The sequence below is a fragment of the Candidatus Competibacter phosphatis genome (genome assembly GCF_012939995.1).
In the GTDB taxonomy this organism is placed as follows: Bacteria; Pseudomonadota; Gammaproteobacteria; order Competibacterales; family Competibacteraceae; genus Competibacter; species Competibacter phosphatis.
On the sequence record NZ_SPMZ01000030.1, the window covers coordinates 51,524 to 64,719 of the forward strand.

15 protein-coding genes and 1 pseudogene are annotated in these 13,196 nt (G+C 59.7%); 10 read left to right on the plus strand and 6 right to left on the minus strand.

Annotation, left to right across the window (positions count from 1 at the left end; translation table 11 throughout):
- Positions 1 to 187 precede the first annotated feature (187 nt).
- A complete protein-coding gene (locus tag E4P82_RS11315; protein WP_478219228.1) occupies positions 188 to 466 on the plus strand; it encodes a BatD family protein in 279 nt (92 codons plus the stop codon).
- A gap of 121 nt (positions 467 to 587) precedes the next feature.
- On the opposite strand, the gene E4P82_RS11320 is transcribed toward E4P82_RS11315, so the two are convergent.
- Together E4P82_RS11320 and E4P82_RS11325 are read right to left on the minus strand one after the other, a co-directional pair.
- Positions 588 to 791 (minus strand): 2-hydroxymuconate tautomerase family protein, encoded by a 204-nt coding sequence (locus tag E4P82_RS11320; RefSeq protein WP_169248984.1) that lies wholly within the window; start codon positions 789 to 791, stop codon positions 588 to 590.
- 23 nt (positions 792 to 814) lie between these two features.
- Positions 815 to 2,017 (minus strand): YbfB/YjiJ family MFS transporter, encoded by a 1,203-nt coding sequence (locus E4P82_RS11325; protein ID WP_169248985.1) that lies wholly within the window; start codon positions 2,015 to 2,017, stop codon positions 815 to 817.
- Between the two features lie 107 nt (positions 2,018 to 2,124).
- Between E4P82_RS11325 and E4P82_RS11330 the strand changes: the two genes are divergently transcribed.
- Positions 2,125 to 2,997 (plus strand): LysR family transcriptional regulator, encoded by an 873-nt coding sequence (locus tag E4P82_RS11330; RefSeq protein ID WP_169248986.1) that lies wholly within the window; start codon positions 2,125 to 2,127, stop codon positions 2,995 to 2,997.
- A 176-nt stretch (positions 2,998 to 3,173) separates the two neighbouring features.
- Here E4P82_RS11330 and E4P82_RS11335 read toward each other — a convergent pair whose 3' ends face one another.
- A complete protein-coding gene (locus tag E4P82_RS11335; RefSeq protein WP_246327535.1) occupies positions 3,174 to 4,187 on the minus strand; it encodes a hypothetical protein in 1,014 nt (337 codons plus the stop codon).
- A 231-nt stretch (positions 4,188 to 4,418) separates the two neighbouring features.
- On the opposite strand from E4P82_RS11335, the gene E4P82_RS11340 reads away from it, so the two are divergent.
- The 6 genes from E4P82_RS11340 to E4P82_RS11365 all read left to right on the plus strand — a co-directional run bounded on the left by E4P82_RS11340 (position 4,419) and on the right by E4P82_RS11365 (position 7,935).
- On the plus strand, positions 4,419 to 5,147 hold the full coding sequence (locus E4P82_RS11340) for an N-6 DNA methylase (protein ID WP_169248987.1): 729 nt from the start codon (positions 4,419 to 4,421) through the stop codon (positions 5,145 to 5,147).
- 11 nt (positions 5,148 to 5,158) lie between these two features.
- The gene (locus E4P82_RS11345) at positions 5,159 to 5,950 is read left to right on the plus strand and encodes a PRTRC system ThiF family protein (protein ID WP_169248988.1); all 792 of its coding nucleotides are present in this window, start codon (positions 5,159 to 5,161) and stop codon (positions 5,948 to 5,950) included.
- Positions 5,951 to 6,032: 82 nt separating this feature from the next.
- Positions 6,033 to 6,362, plus strand: a complete 330-nt coding sequence (locus E4P82_RS11350) for a type II toxin-antitoxin system PrlF family antitoxin (RefSeq protein WP_169248989.1) — start codon at positions 6,033 to 6,035, stop codon at positions 6,360 to 6,362.
- Positions 6,359 to 6,862 carry a type II toxin-antitoxin system YhaV family toxin gene (locus E4P82_RS11355; protein WP_169248990.1) on the plus strand — a complete coding sequence of 168 codons (504 nt, stop codon included), beginning with the start codon at positions 6,359 to 6,361 and terminating at the stop codon, positions 6,860 to 6,862. Before E4P82_RS11350 ends, E4P82_RS11355 begins: the two co-directional genes overlap by 4 nt.
- Positions 6,863 to 7,464: 602 nt before the next feature.
- Positions 7,465 to 7,629 (plus strand): hypothetical protein, encoded by a 165-nt coding sequence (locus tag E4P82_RS11360; protein ID WP_169248991.1) that lies wholly within the window; start codon positions 7,465 to 7,467, stop codon positions 7,627 to 7,629.
- 15 nt (positions 7,630 to 7,644) lie between these two features.
- Positions 7,645 to 7,935: a hypothetical protein gene (locus E4P82_RS11365; RefSeq protein WP_169248992.1), complete on the plus strand. Its 291-nt coding sequence runs from the start codon at positions 7,645 to 7,647 to the stop codon at positions 7,933 to 7,935.
- 295 nt (positions 7,936 to 8,230) lie between these two features.
- On the opposite strand, the gene E4P82_RS11370 is transcribed toward E4P82_RS11365, so the two are convergent.
- Positions 8,231 to 8,938 carry a TetR/AcrR family transcriptional regulator gene (locus E4P82_RS11370; protein ID WP_169248993.1) on the minus strand — a complete coding sequence of 236 codons (708 nt, stop codon included), beginning with the start codon at positions 8,936 to 8,938 and terminating at the stop codon, positions 8,231 to 8,233.
- Positions 8,939 to 9,012: 74 nt separating this feature from the next.
- On the opposite strand from E4P82_RS11370, the pseudogene E4P82_RS11375 reads away from it, so the two are divergent.
- Both E4P82_RS11375 and E4P82_RS11380 read left to right on the plus strand, forming a co-directional pair.
- Positions 9,013 to 10,609: pseudogene (locus tag E4P82_RS11375) on the plus strand (4-hydroxyphenylacetate 3-hydroxylase family protein).
- 517 nt (positions 10,610 to 11,126) lie between these two features.
- Positions 11,127 to 11,354 carry a hypothetical protein gene (locus tag E4P82_RS11380; protein ID WP_211203123.1) on the plus strand — a complete coding sequence of 76 codons (228 nt, stop codon included), beginning with the start codon at positions 11,127 to 11,129 and terminating at the stop codon, positions 11,352 to 11,354.
- 155 nt (positions 11,355 to 11,509) lie between these two features.
- On the opposite strand, the gene E4P82_RS22115 is transcribed toward E4P82_RS11380, so the two are convergent.
- Positions 11,510 to 12,820, minus strand: coding sequence for a PIN domain-containing protein (locus tag E4P82_RS22115; protein WP_312914803.1), 1,311 nt, complete (start codon positions 12,818 to 12,820; stop codon positions 11,510 to 11,512).
- 97 nt (positions 12,821 to 12,917) lie between these two features.
- Positions 12,918 to 13,154 (minus strand): transposase, encoded by a 237-nt coding sequence (locus E4P82_RS11390; protein ID WP_478219229.1) that lies wholly within the window; start codon positions 13,152 to 13,154, stop codon positions 12,918 to 12,920.
- Positions 13,155 to 13,196 lie beyond the last annotated feature (42 nt).

Here is a 13,196-nt window from a genome sequence, read left to right on the forward strand (position 1 = left end):
TATCCAGCGGTGCTTCCTATTGGTTTTGGATCGCGCTGGCGTTATTGGTCGCCTGGATTGCGACGTTGCTGCTCTGGTGGCGGGCGCGCAGCCAGGTGCGAACTGTTTCACCGTCGGCGGATGCACAAGAAATGGGTCTATCTCAACGGGAGGCCCTGCGTGAACTCAAAAAAAGCCTGTCAGGCCAATGACGTGGAGCGGACGAAAAAACGCTCTTCTACACTGGGCAAGAATGCAATGGCCGGATCAGCCACCGCGATCAGTGCTGGGCATCGCCGAGCGGATCGATCATCACGACGTGCGTCATGCGTTGACGACATTCGATCGCTGCTTGTATCAGGACGGTGGGCGTTCTTGGAATGGCGAGACGTTTTATCGTGATGTTTCAGATGTGTTGCAGGCGAAGGCAGCGCGTATGAAGGACGGACCGAAAGGGCAGGTATTGCCGGAATTGTATCCGGCGTGAAATCCTCGCGAAGATGCCGGCGTTTCAGCGTTCGCCGGCTGGTCACCGCTAGGTGCGGGCGTTGCCCCCAATCTTTGCCACGGCCCAGCATGCCGAAGGAAAAATCTGGCCGAAGTCGGATTCAAAATCCACGCGCGCGCCGCACCGTCACCGTTTCGCCACCGATCCCCCAGTTGTCGGTGTCCACCTCGTCGATTACCACCACCGTGGTGGCCGGATTCTTGTCCAGCACCTCGCGCAGCAACTCGGTCACACCGGCGATCAGCCGGGCTTTCCGCTCCGCCGTGACGCCTTCTCGGGTGATCTTGATATTGACGTAAGGCATGTCGTTTTCCTCCAAACAGCGATTTAGACCAGACGCTCGACGCGCCGGGAGACTTCGAACAGGCCGGCGCTGAGGACCAGGGCGCCCGCCGCCAGCAACACGGGTACCGTCAGATCGTTGCCTTGGGCCAATCCAGAGGTTGCTAGCGGGCCGGCGATTTGGCCGATGCCATAACAGGCGGTGACGAAACCGATGCGCCGACTGGTCGCTTGCGGATCGGGCACTCGCACCAACCACTGGGCCAAGCCGGCGATCCCCATGAACGTGCCGCCCAGCAACGCCGCGCCGGCCAAGGCGGTCAGATGTTGTCCCGGCCAGAGGACCGGCAACGCGACACCGGCGGCTTCAAGCAAAGTGCATGCGATCAAGGCCGGATAAGCGCCGATCCATAACCCGAGACGAATCCACAGCGCCGTTGCCGGTAACGTGGCCAACCCGACCACCAGCCAACCGGTCAACGCCGCATCGGCCACGCCGGGTTGCGTGCGCAGCAGGGTCGGCAAGAAAGTGGCGTTGACGATGTAGCCAAACCCGGCCAAACCATAAGCCGCCGCCATCCAGCCCAAGGGCGGATGAACTGTCACGCCATGAGCCGCGCTGGTCGGCGCGGAATGCGTCGCCGTGATGGACAATTCGGCTCGAATCAGCACGGCGGCGGCTGGCAGCGCCACCAGCGCGGCAAAACCGCCAAGCGTCCACCAGCCCCAAGCGGTCGCCGCGCCCCGATTGAGCAAAAACTGAGCGACGCACGCGGAAAAGACGATGCCCGCGCCGACCCCTGGATAATGCAGGGCACTCCAACCGCTGGCGTGGGCATGAACCAGGGCGCGCAACATGATTCCGGTCGCATAGATATAGACCCAGGCGCTGGCTACGCCGGCGACGAACCGCACCGCCATCCACCCCGCCGAGCCAAGCTCCCAACCCATCGCCAGCGTCGTCACGACGCTGAACACCAGTCCAATACCCAAGCGTCGTGCCGCGTGTGCCGAGCGACTGCGCACGACCCACAAAGCCCCCACCAGATAGCCGCCATAGTTGCTTGCCGCCAACCAGCCCGCCGAACTCAAAGTCAGCAAACCCTGTTCTTTAGCCAAAGGCAACAGGGCGGTGAAGGCGAAACGGCCAATGCCCATGGCCAAGGCCAGCACGGACAACCCGGCGACCGCGATCATGGCCGGTGACGGGGCACGGTCAGGGATCAAAGGCAAACACTGGCTATTCATGGCGGCGCCTTCCGAGCTGCGTTGACGATGCCGTCTAAGGTAGCGCCTGATCACTATTCGCGTAAAATGAATTGATTTGATCAAATTCATCTCTTGAAGAGAACATCATGGATCTCGCTGCCCTGCGTGTTTTCCGCGCCGTCGCCGAAGAAGGGAGTGTGACTCGCGCCGCCGAGCGTTTGCATACCGTGCAATCCAACGTCACCACCCGCATCCGCCAGTTGGAGGAACTGCTGGATATCGCGCTGTTCGACCGCATCAACCGCCGACTAGTCATCACTCCGGCGGGCCGCCTATTGTTGGACTATGCCGAACGCTTGCTGGTGCTGGCCGAGGAAGCACGGGAGGCGATTCGCGCCTTTGATACCCCCAAGGGATTGCTGCGTCTGGGTTCCATGGAGACCACCGCCGCTGCCCGTCTGCCGCTGTTATTGGCGGCGTTTCGCCGCCGTTACCCAGAGGTGGATTTGCGCCTGCAAGCGGCGCCGACCCAGCAACTTTTGCAGGACGTGCTGCATCATCGCATCGACTTGGCATTGGTGGCCGCGCCGGTGCATCACCCGGAACTGGCCGTGGCTGTTGCGGTGATCGAGGAGCTGATTCTGGTGAGCGCCGCCGATCACCCGACCGTCGCCGACCCACGCCAGCTCGATACCGTGTCGATCTGCACCTTTCGCGAGGGATGCAGCTACCGCCAGCGATTGATCGACTGGCTGCGCGGCGCGGGAATCACCGTCAACCGAATCAACGAGTTTGGCGCTTTTGAAGCGATCATCGGGTGCGTCGCCGCCGGTATGGGTTTTAGCTTGTTGCCGCGCTCGGTACTCGATTCGCATCTGGTCGCCGGCACGATCCGCGCGCACCCCACGCCGCCCGCAGTCGCCCGCACCGAAACCTTGCTGGTCTGGCGGCATGATCGGTCGCGTCATCCGGCGCGGGACGCCTTCACGGCGTTGTTGCGAGAGAAACTTCACGGGTGATTGCATCGTCCATGCGGTTCAAGATGAACGGTCCGATCCAGGATGGGTTTTTTCGACAACGCGGGAATTTCCCAATCCGTTGGGAATAGGGCACTGGGCTCAAGCCACTGTTGTAAGCCGCCTCTCTGGATAAGGCGGGAAGGGAAGAGAAAGACTGACCTATTGTCGCTTGGGTATCATGCAGCCTTTGGCATCATCAGGACCGCTTCAAGGCGCAAGGGGGTCGCCATGATGCCCAATCGCACGGCCGGTACCTCGCCGGTGGTCCAGTGTGGACGGATGAAGTTGTGTTGCAACAGATGCACGTCCAGAGTGCGTTGCAGCGCGTCGGCGTTCTTGGCATAGGTGTTGGTTCTGCGCCGAAAGGCACTGTTGCGCCGCCGTAAGGCCGCGTTGTGGCCTTCCAGATGATTGGCGTGGATGAGCGCCTTGGGAATATCGCGTGGGGTGTCGGGATGTTCGGGTTGGGGGGCTTGATATTTCGGGCGCTTGGGACCGCGCCGATGCCGTTGACTGCCTTTGTTTTTGAGGCGTACCCGACAGCCTTTTGGCAACGTCTTGCGGGGACGGCCCCGCTTCCCGGTCCGCACCGTCTGGGCACAGAGTTCGAACAAGGCGTTGCCATAGTGGCGCTCTCCGTCGGAGAGAAAAGTGGTGTCCTGGGTCCGCTTCATGTACATGGCCACCGAGCGCATGACCTTTTTAAACAAGATGGCGTCTTTGCGACCGCACTGCTGCTCCACCAAAAACCGGCTGGCCCGTTCCAGGATGATGGCCGTCCATCCGGTCGAGTCCGATGGGTGAACCCGTTGGCCGACCACCGTGTAAATCTCATCCCCTTCAAACGTCAATTGGATGAAGACATGGCACCACCCGTAGAGCATCAAGGTGGGTTTCATCCCAGCAAAACGGCGTTCCCACGCGGCGAGGGTATTCTTGTGGGTACCCAGAATCCGGGCCGTCGCGCGCAGTCCCAGCCCTTCTCCGCGCAACCGCAGTGCCGCCGCCACCTTGCTGATCGGCGTCTTGATGCCCTGCATCGGGGTGCCCGTCGTCTCCGAAAAGACCTCTCCACAGCTCGTACAGGCGTGGAGGCTTCGGGTTCCGTTGTGAACCGTCTCATAGCGACCGTGGCCGGTGGTGTCACGGGAACCACAGACCGGGCAAACCAGCATCGTCAGCGTTTTCATCACCCCAGTAGAACTCACCCAACGATTCGACACTAGGGTCAATCCAATTGTTTAAGCCCAGTGCCATGCCTGAACCACGGCTCATTTTCTCAATCAGACCCCGCCGAATGGCGGGGTTTCTTATGGCCGGAGAACGGGAAAAAGGGGCGGAATGAGACGGCGGGTTTCCGATCTTGCCCCAATCCGTTTGGGCGTTACCGTGATTCAAACAGCGATTACGGATTCCTCGCCATGGCCCAAAATACCCGTCCCCGTTCGGCGTCCCTGATTCAAGGCTTATTGCAACAGCGTCAATGGCCATCGTCCCAATTGTTCGGTTGGCTGTTGGACGATGTGCTGGCGGATTTAACCGGCCAGCGCAAGCCTGATCCGCCACCGGTGGAGGCCCTCTCGTCGCTTCGCGATCTGGCGGGCGAGTACGCGCGCTGTGTCGCCGAGCATCCCCCGTTCGAGGACCTGTTGGGTCCGGTGTTCATGGAAGTGGCGCATCGCGGCGATCAACAAGCGCGCGGCCAGTTTTTCACGCCGCCGGGCATTGCGCGACTGACGGCCGAGATGCTGAATGTGGAGTATTCCGGGTCACACCCGGACGGCCGCTTGTGGCAGGTGTACGAACCGGCGTCCGGCGCGGGCGGCATGCTACTCGCCTTCATCCAGGTGCAGATCGAACGATTCACCCCCGAGTCCTTGCGGCACTGGAGCTATACCGCCATCGATCTCGATACCCGCTGTGCGCAAATAACAGCGGCGCAACTGCTGGCCAACGTGTTGATCCATCAGATGCCGATGGGCGAAGTGGTGGTCTATCAGGGGAATGCGCTGGCACCGGACGCCGATTGGCGGGTCATCGTTCATGCCAGCATGGAAGCCGACCGACCGACCGCGCGGCATCCGGCGCGGATCGAGGCGGTACAGGCCGCCGCCGCCCGAAATGTCGATCTGTTCGGCCTGCCGGCGTGAGGGCGTGTGCGATGCCTGCACTCCATCTTCCCGAAGCCTGGCTGGAACAACCGGTGCGGACCGTGCTGATCGGCGCGGGCGGCACCGGCTCCCACCTGGTCGGCGCGCTGATGGCGCTCGATCATGCCTTGCGGGCACTCGGCCATCCGGGCGGCCTGCAGGTGACGGTGTACGATCCCGACCGGGTGTCGAGCGCCAACCTGGGACGACAGGCGTTCTGGCCGGTCGATCTCGGACAGAACAAGGCCGTGACCCTGGTGCAGCGCGCCAATCTGACGCTGGGCCTGGATTGGGTGGCGGTGCCGCACGCCTTTCGGGTGAGCGCGCGGACGCTCGACGGGTACGACCTGATCCTGAGTGCCGTGGATCGGGCCAAGGTGCGCGCCGAGATCGGCCGGCTGGCCACGCGCCGACGCGACGATGCCGCGCGGCCGGTGTTGTGGCTGGATACCGGCAACTCGGATCGGGAAGCGCAAATCGTGGTGGGTCACTGGCGGGCGAGCCGAAAGACGGTGTGGATTCCCAACGTGTACCAGCTCTATCCCGAATTGGCGGACCTGACGGATCGCCACCCCCGCCAACCGTCCTGTTCGGCGGCGGAATCGCTGACCCGGCAGTGGTTGCCGATCAACCGCTTGGTGGCCGACCTCGCGCAAAGTCTACTGTGGACGCTGTTCCGGCAAGGGCAATTGGAACGGCACGGCGCGTTCGTCGATCTGGCCACGCTCAGCGTCCATCCGCTCCGCGCCGATCCCGAGGTGTGGGCCAGCTTCGGGTGGGGGGGGGTTCGAGGCGCGCCCTAAACCCTGCGGGTAATGCAATTGCATTGAAAGGGCAAGGCATTCACCTTCATAATAAAGGCGTCTCACTGACTCGGAGCGCGTCATGGCCGTTCCCCTCGAAGTCGAATCCACCCTGACCGACCGTTATCAGACCACGGTGCCGGAGATGGTGCGCCGTGCCTTGCGGCTGGGCAAGCGCGACAAAATTCACTACACGATCCGCCCCAACGGCGAGGTGCTGCTGACCCGCGCCGCCACCGCCGAGGGCGACGATCCCGTGCTCGGTCCGTTTCTGGACTTCCTGGCGCGCGATCTTGCCAACCACCCCGAACGCTTGCGGGTCGTGGACGCAGGCTTCGCCCAACGGCTCCAGTCGCTGGTCAGCGGCGTCGAAGTCGATCTCGATGCCGCCCTGTCGGCGGACGATGAATGAGCGCGGACCCGTCCGCGCCCCTGATCATTCATGGCTGGACGATCTATGTCCACCCGCTGTTCCTCGCCCAGGTGGAAGCGCTCGCGCGGCAAGTCGAATCCTTTAAGCAAAAGGACCCGGCCGGGTACGTCCGGAAGAATGCCAGCAAGCGACTGGCGGCGATTCTGAAACTGGCCTTCGAGGTCATTCCGCACGATCCCACACGCCCGGAGTACCGCCAGGGCGGCACGCTGGGCGAGGATCGCCAGCACTGGTTCCGGGCGAAGTTTTTCCAGCAGTACCGGCTGTTCTTTCGCTACCACGCATCGAGCCAGGTGATCGTGTTCGCGTGGGTCAACGACGAAGACAGCCAGCGCGCCTACCAGAGCGGGGACGACGCCTACCGAGTGTTTCGCAAGATGCTGGAAAGGGGGCATCCGCCGGACGACTGGAACCGCTTGTTGGCCGAGGCCCGCGCCGAGGCGCAACGCTTGCGGCGGTGGGCCGAGGCCGGTGAATGATCCAGCACGCCCCAGCTCGGATCGTCGCGCTCAATGGTCCAGCCACCGCGTCCAACCTGGACACGCTCGATTCCTCTTGGTGCGTGGCTTGGGCGGCGGCAGGTTTAAGCGGTGGCCCGCCAAGAAGTGGCTACCTCTCACGCGCCGCGCGACGCGCTGGAACAAACCGGCCTGGATGCTTCGGGACGAAGACACCGTCCGGACGCTGTCATCAAGTGTGTCCAGACGTTCGAATCAGCCGACTATGGTTTTTTGTGCCTGATTTCGGCCATATCGAACCGCTCGAACTCCCCCGTTTTGCCGTGCGAGTCGCGGCAAATCCACCGCCCGGCCTCGGCCTCGTCCCACAGCGGGACCGGGCGATACGCCATCCGTCCTGGTAGCCGCATCTCCATGATTTTAATGTTCCCGTTGCGGCCATTTTATCAGCCCTGAAATTATCGCATCATCTGCTGAGTTGGATTTAAGCTGAAACTCGCAATGGAGCGCGAATAACCTCGTTAAGCAAGCTCCTTCCGCTGAGCCTTGCCAAAACCAAAAAAGCGCGGTGAAATAAAACGGAACCCGGTTATTGAGGACCGGCACTTACGGGAGCACCGCGAATGAAACACCTGCTGATCCAGATCAAGACCTTTGCGCTTCTTTTATACGTGCGAGCCCTATTGAAACCGCCACGGACCGCCACCGTGCGACAAACGCTGGCCCGGCAAGGTCAACGCCTGCATTGGAACCCGGAAGGTCGTCGGGTCGAGATCGTGTCGCGTTAAGCGGCGGAGGTCGAGATGCGTTTAATCGACGAGTCCGTGCACTATACCACCCCGATCATACGGGTCGGCAAACACGAATGGGCGATGCAAGTCTACGAGTTTAGTGGTCGCCGCTATACCCGTTATCGATGGCGCCGCCTCGGCGCGAGTGACACCGCTTGGCAAGACGAACGCGACTGGCCGCGCTACAACCCCCACGATACCCATGACGGGTTTCCCAGGACCCTGTGCCGCCATTATTACCGGCACCAGGCGGCCATCGAGCACGCCTTGGGTCGTTCGGGACAGGCCACGTTGTTTGAGTAGGTCCGTCCATGGGCCGCTCGCGACTAGCTAGCCCACACCTAGCACCTAGCGAGTGCGATGAGCGACCTTGATGATTCAATCAGTTTCCCGTTGGAGTTGAAAGATCAGGTCGTTCGTCGTCAATCCGTTGAGCGACTGCTGCTTGTTAACCAAACGGCTGGTCAGCGCTGAAAGGTCACCGCGTGCCTGCAAGACTAGGCTCGTTCATGGGGCGCGGAGGTTGGAGCGCCTGGTACCGAGATGCTCTGTCGGTCGCCGTGCGAGGGAACACGCGCGGTGCGTGGATTGAAGGCAGCTACGTGAAATCTTGTTCGTGCGACACTGGAAGACGCTGAATCAGTGAATTCATGTACTTCTCGAAGAGCGCGTCGGGGCTCTGCTGGAACAGACGAATTCGTCCTGTGTGGGTCAAGACGAGGGTTCCCACGATATGGGCAAACACCGCGCTGGTCTCAACGGTTGCCTCCTCCGTATTGAGACCCGCAGTCACCAATAAGTCCCGCACAGGCTGGAGCGATGCCAGTAACTGCTCATTGAGCGCGTGGTTGAGCTCCGGAGTCAGTCCCCGTGGTTTAGCGCCATTGAAAAGATAGAAGCCTAGATCGAGTTCTTTAGGGTTGTCGCGATAGAAGGTGTAGAACGCTTCAACTTTGGCGCGGAGCAGTTCGGTGGTCTCAGCGGTTTGAGGCTTGGCTCGCGTATTGGCCTTGGCGTCATGGACGACTTGGTTGAGTCGTTGCAAAGACTCGCCGAGTAAAGCACCGTAGATTTCCTCCAGATTAGCAAAGTAGCTGTAGATCGCCCCCGGCGTGTAACCCGCCCGCTTTGCGATCTCCCTCAAACTCGCGCCATCCAGCCCAAGCTCGGAAAACGCCGCACGCGCGGCGTCTAGGATCAGGCTCCGACGCGCCTGATTGAGTGCGCCCTCGCGGATGATCCGCGCCTGTGCGGTACTCCCCGGCTTCCCGGTATTCGCCTTTCGCGATGATATTGACTTGGCCATGAATCGAATTATACAATGCCGTTATTAGTTGAACACTGTTTAATGTATTGAACGATAGATAAAGAGCAACGACGATGTCTACTACGCGCACCCATGGTTTGATGGATGGCAAGGAATTTCGGGAGTCACTGAGACAGTACAAACCCACCGTCTATGTGGATGGGGATCTGATCGAATCGGTCGTTGATGCTCCTTCGCTTCAGCCGGGGATCAACGCCCTGGCCGTCACCTACGATTTCGCTCACGATCCGGCCCTGGCGCCGCTGATGCTGGCGAAGCAGACGGTCTCGGGCAAAACGGTCAACCGGATGCTCCACATCAATGAATCCGCGGGAGACCTGTTGAACAAGCTGGAAACGGTCCGCCTGCTCTGTCAGGAAACGGGCTGCGCGCAACGCTATCTGAATCATGACGCGCTCAACGGCATTGGCCAGGCCATTGCCAAGCTCGACGACGCGAAGGGCTCGACGGAGTACGGTGCGAAGTTCTCCGCCTATCTCCAAAGGGTCCAGGATGAAGACCTGACCCTGGGTATTGCGATGACCGATGCCAAGGGTGACCGAAGCAAGCGACCCAACCAGCAGTTGAACAAGGACGTCTATGTCCATATCGCCGAGCGCAACGCCAAGGGCATTATCATTACGGGTACCAAGGCGATTGTCACCGGTGCGCCTTACGTTCATGAGTTCCTGGTCATGCCTTCGCGCAATATGCGCGAAGACGATGCCGACTTCGCGGTTTGCTGCGCGGTACCGGTGGATGCGCCAGGCGTCACGATTGTTGCCCGGCCGGCTGGCCGGCCCGGCGAAAAGCCGGAGCACGGGGCGCCGCTTTTTTTCCCGCAAATATGGTCAGTCAACCGGCGTTGTCATTTTCGACCAGGTGTTCGTTCCCTGGGAACGGGTGTTTCTGGCCGGGGAGTGGGAGTTTTCGGGGGATGTGACCTACAACTATGCGACGCATCACCGACATAGCTGCATTGCCGCCCGAGCCGGATTCGGAGACCTGCTCATTGGGGCTGGCGCCCTGATGTGCGAGGCCAACGGCCTCGACCCCAACAAGAAGGCCAACCTGCGTGATCCGATGGTTGAACTCATCAAGATTACCGAGGGTTTCTATGCCTGTGGTGTCGCGGCAAGTGTCTACGCGGCGCAGGACCCGCACTCGAAGACCTTCATGCCCGAACCGGTCTATGCGAACATTGGCAAGTTGCTGCTATCGCTTCAGATTTACGACATGCATCGTCTTGCGCACGAAGTCTCCGGCGGTCTGATCGTCGCCTTGCCAGGTCCTGACGAAGACCATAATCCAGAGACCGCGGCGACACTGGCGGAGGTGCTTCGCGCGAACCCGGACATTCCTTACGACAAGCGCATCGAGGTGTCCCGCTTTATCGAGGATCTCACGGCTTCCTATCAAGGGGGCTGGTACTCGCTCATCAGTCTGCACGGAGGTGGTTCGCCGGCGGCACTGAAGCAGGAGATTTGGCGCAACTATCCGGTCGGCAGCAAGGTGGAACTGGTCGAGCGATTGATGGAGCGGGGCGTGCTGGCGGAGGACAACCGCGCAATCAGCCGGAACAAGCAGCCGGGTCGTTGCTGTGATGCTGGGTGTAGCCAACCGGGGCAGCCGGTCATGGTGTCACTGCCGAAGAGCGGCAAGCGCACCTAAGCGTATTCGCCACCTCCAGGCTCGACAGCCTTGGGGTGACGTTGAACACTTTCCCCCACCCGCACCGAAACGAATAAAAAGCTGGATTCGGCGCTCAGCGGTCGTTCGAAGGCCGGGGCCAAGGTTTGGCGAATGACGGTTCCTGGCGCTAGAGACTCGCTAGTCTCTAGCTCGACGCGAACCTCAACCAACGCATCCACCAGAACCCATTACCAAACGTACCGCCTATTACGGAATACGTAATATGTTATCTACGTAGGTCCTTCCCGGCGCGGAGGTCGAAAAAAAAGACGGCGCGGGCGATTTTTCTAACTTCCTCTAAGTGAACCTTAGCGGATGTTATAAGGGTTCAAAACACCTCTTTTCGGATCATGCTTCCAGGGGGACCGGGTCTGCCCATGGACCTCAACAGGTGGACCGTGCGATCCATGCGGGCTCGGGCCAGGGCCGTGCCGGCACGAACAATGATTCGTGTATAATAGGTTGTGTCAACTTCACACGAGTGATCATCCCCCGCATGGTGAAGAATATTACTTTTTCCGCCGAGGAAACGCTGATCCAGCAGGCCCGCGAGGTCGCGCATCGCCACAAGACCACGCTCAACCAGGCTTTCCGGCTCTGGTTGGAAAGCTACGCTCGGCAGCAAGACGTCGAGCGTTTCAATCAGCTCCTGGACCACCTGCAGGGCCGCTTGCATTCCGGCGGGCGGCGCTTCAGCCGGGAAGAGATGAATGAGCGCCGTTGATTTCTTCGACAGCAGTGACCATTTTGAGCGTTGCGACACCATTTTTACCGATTGTCATTTAATCGGTCGCTTGCGTGACGGAAGCGTACCCCGCCGATCGGTTACGCGCGGGCCTCCAAAGCTGTAATCGCGGTTGCGAGCCCCCTCCCCGCCGCTCAATTCGACTGGCCCGGCAGCATCCGAAACCCGGCCTGCGCGAAATGTCTGTCGAACGCCAGCGCGGCGTCGATGCCAAGCTGGCGCATGACCGCGAACGAAATGCAGTCGGTCAGCGAATATCGCTTATCTCGGTGTTGCTGGAATAGCGTCCAACCAGCCCGGAACAGTGGTTCATCCACCTGGAGCACTTGCACCGAGGGACTGTCCAGCAGGTTGTTGCCGACCTCGACCGCCTTGGCGTGATAGCCCCGGCTGTTGAAGAATGTCACCGTCTCGTCGAAGACGTATATGGCAGTGTCGATGTGCTTCGCTGTCACTGCTTCAAAAGCGCGATAGGTCCGATCATCAAAGCTCGGGTCGAGACGCATCGCTGTTTGGTAATATTGCGTATATTGAGAATCCGGTTTTTCATCTTCCTGCGCCCATCGCGCGGCATGGTAATAAAAGCGAGCTTGCACTAGATGAGGTACGCTGCTCTTCGAAATTCTCGCCAATTCGCAGATCAGTGATTCCCAAGCCGCATTGATATCACCACACCCCCGTTTCTCGATGATCGACTCCAATCGCTTTGCATAGGCTTCACCAAGTTCCAAGCGAAGCTGCTCAATATCGACGGCCTCAACCAGTTGGGTAGATGATCGATCATTCGTCGTATCGATGCTTTGATTTTTAATTGGGCCTGGATCGTAATGTCGTTGCGGAGGATTATAGGGGAGGTTTTCGATCAAGGCGCGCGCGTAAGCGGCGGCTACCAGCGCTGCATAGTGCTGCCAATCATCGTTTTTGTGAGTATCGCAGTAGTCGCAGATACCACGGATTACCAGATAATCCCGTCTCGCGCTCCAGGCAGCATCCGCTGTTCCAGAGCCCTCCATCTCGATGGCACGAACACCGTGTTCGTCTCGTAACCGATCCCGCTGGGCCGCATCCTTGAGGAGGGTATTTGCCGAGCCAATCGCCGCTAAATGGATTCGCGAACTTGTCGGGTGTTGTTCTCGCCAAGTATCTTTAGGATGTCGGATTGATTTCGGCTGATCTTGGGCATCATATAGCACATCGGTTTTGCTTGCAGGGCGCTGAAACTTTGGAAGATGTTTTGCCTTGCTAAGATGTGCTTCCCAGGGATGGCGGCCAAGATCGAAATCCGACTCCAGCGCCTTGGCTGCGGCGATCAAGGCAGCACCCGGTTTCGGCGAGTTATCGCGAATCTCGATGTGGTCGAGCGTCCTTTTAACATTGTCGTATTGCAGGACGCCTTTTTTCGTTGCTGACCACCACGTCCCCAAGCCGTATATGGCTTGCAGCACTTCGTGGATCGGGCACACCCCCGGCGATACCGACCATGAGGATGTACTCGACAAATGGAAAGCTTCGAATAAGAAGCTGTGAAAAAAACTCAATTACCTAAGCTACCTCTAAAGCAGTCCCTTGTAATAATACTCGTTCTTTACAAATTCTTCGCAGCATGAGTCGAATTGAGGCCATATAAACATGGCCCGTACTCGATGTGGGTTTCCGTTCGTAATCTTTGCTTAAGCGGCGAGATCGCCCGAGCCAAGCAAAGGTTCGCTCTACAACCCATCGCCGAGGTAAAACCTGAAATCCCTTATCCGTTTTCNTTTTTTCAACAACTTCAAAAATGCAGTCGAACTGTTCCTTGACCCATTGAACAAACTTTTCACC

Coding starts and splice junctions, on each gene's coding strand:
- E4P82_RS11380 (WP_211203123.1), top strand. CDS start 11,127: ATGGTGAAGAATATTACTTTTTCCGCCGAGGAAACGCTGATCCAGCAG.
- E4P82_RS11335 (WP_246327535.1), bottom strand. CDS start 4,187: ATGAAAACGCTGACGATGCTGGTTTGCCCGGTCTGTGGTTCCCGTGAC.
- E4P82_RS11330 (WP_169248986.1), top strand. CDS start 2,125: ATGGATCTCGCTGCCCTGCGTGTTTTCCGCGCCGTCGCCGAAGAAGGG.
- E4P82_RS11370 (WP_169248993.1), bottom strand. CDS start 8,938: ATGGCCAAGTCAATATCATCGCGAAAGGCGAATACCGGGAAGCCGGGG.
- E4P82_RS11345 (WP_169248988.1), top strand. CDS start 5,159: ATGCCTGCACTCCATCTTCCCGAAGCCTGGCTGGAACAACCGGTGCGG.
- E4P82_RS11340 (WP_169248987.1), top strand. CDS start 4,419: ATGGCCCAAAATACCCGTCCCCGTTCGGCGTCCCTGATTCAAGGCTTA.
- E4P82_RS11320 (WP_169248984.1), bottom strand. CDS start 791: ATGCCTTACGTCAATATCAAGATCACCCGAGAAGGCGTCACGGCGGAG.
- E4P82_RS11360 (WP_169248991.1), top strand. CDS start 7,465: ATGAAACACCTGCTGATCCAGATCAAGACCTTTGCGCTTCTTTTATAC.
- E4P82_RS11350 (WP_169248989.1), top strand. CDS start 6,033: ATGGCCGTTCCCCTCGAAGTCGAATCCACCCTGACCGACCGTTATCAG.
- E4P82_RS11325 (WP_169248985.1), bottom strand. CDS start 2,017: ATGAATAGCCAGTGTTTGCCTTTGATCCCTGACCGTGCCCCGTCACCG.
- E4P82_RS11355 (WP_169248990.1), top strand. CDS start 6,359: ATGAGCGCGGACCCGTCCGCGCCCCTGATCATTCATGGCTGGACGATC.
- E4P82_RS11365 (WP_169248992.1), top strand. CDS start 7,645: ATGCGTTTAATCGACGAGTCCGTGCACTATACCACCCCGATCATACGG.
- E4P82_RS11315 (WP_478219228.1), top strand. CDS start 188: ATGACGTGGAGCGGACGAAAAAACGCTCTTCTACACTGGGCAAGAATG.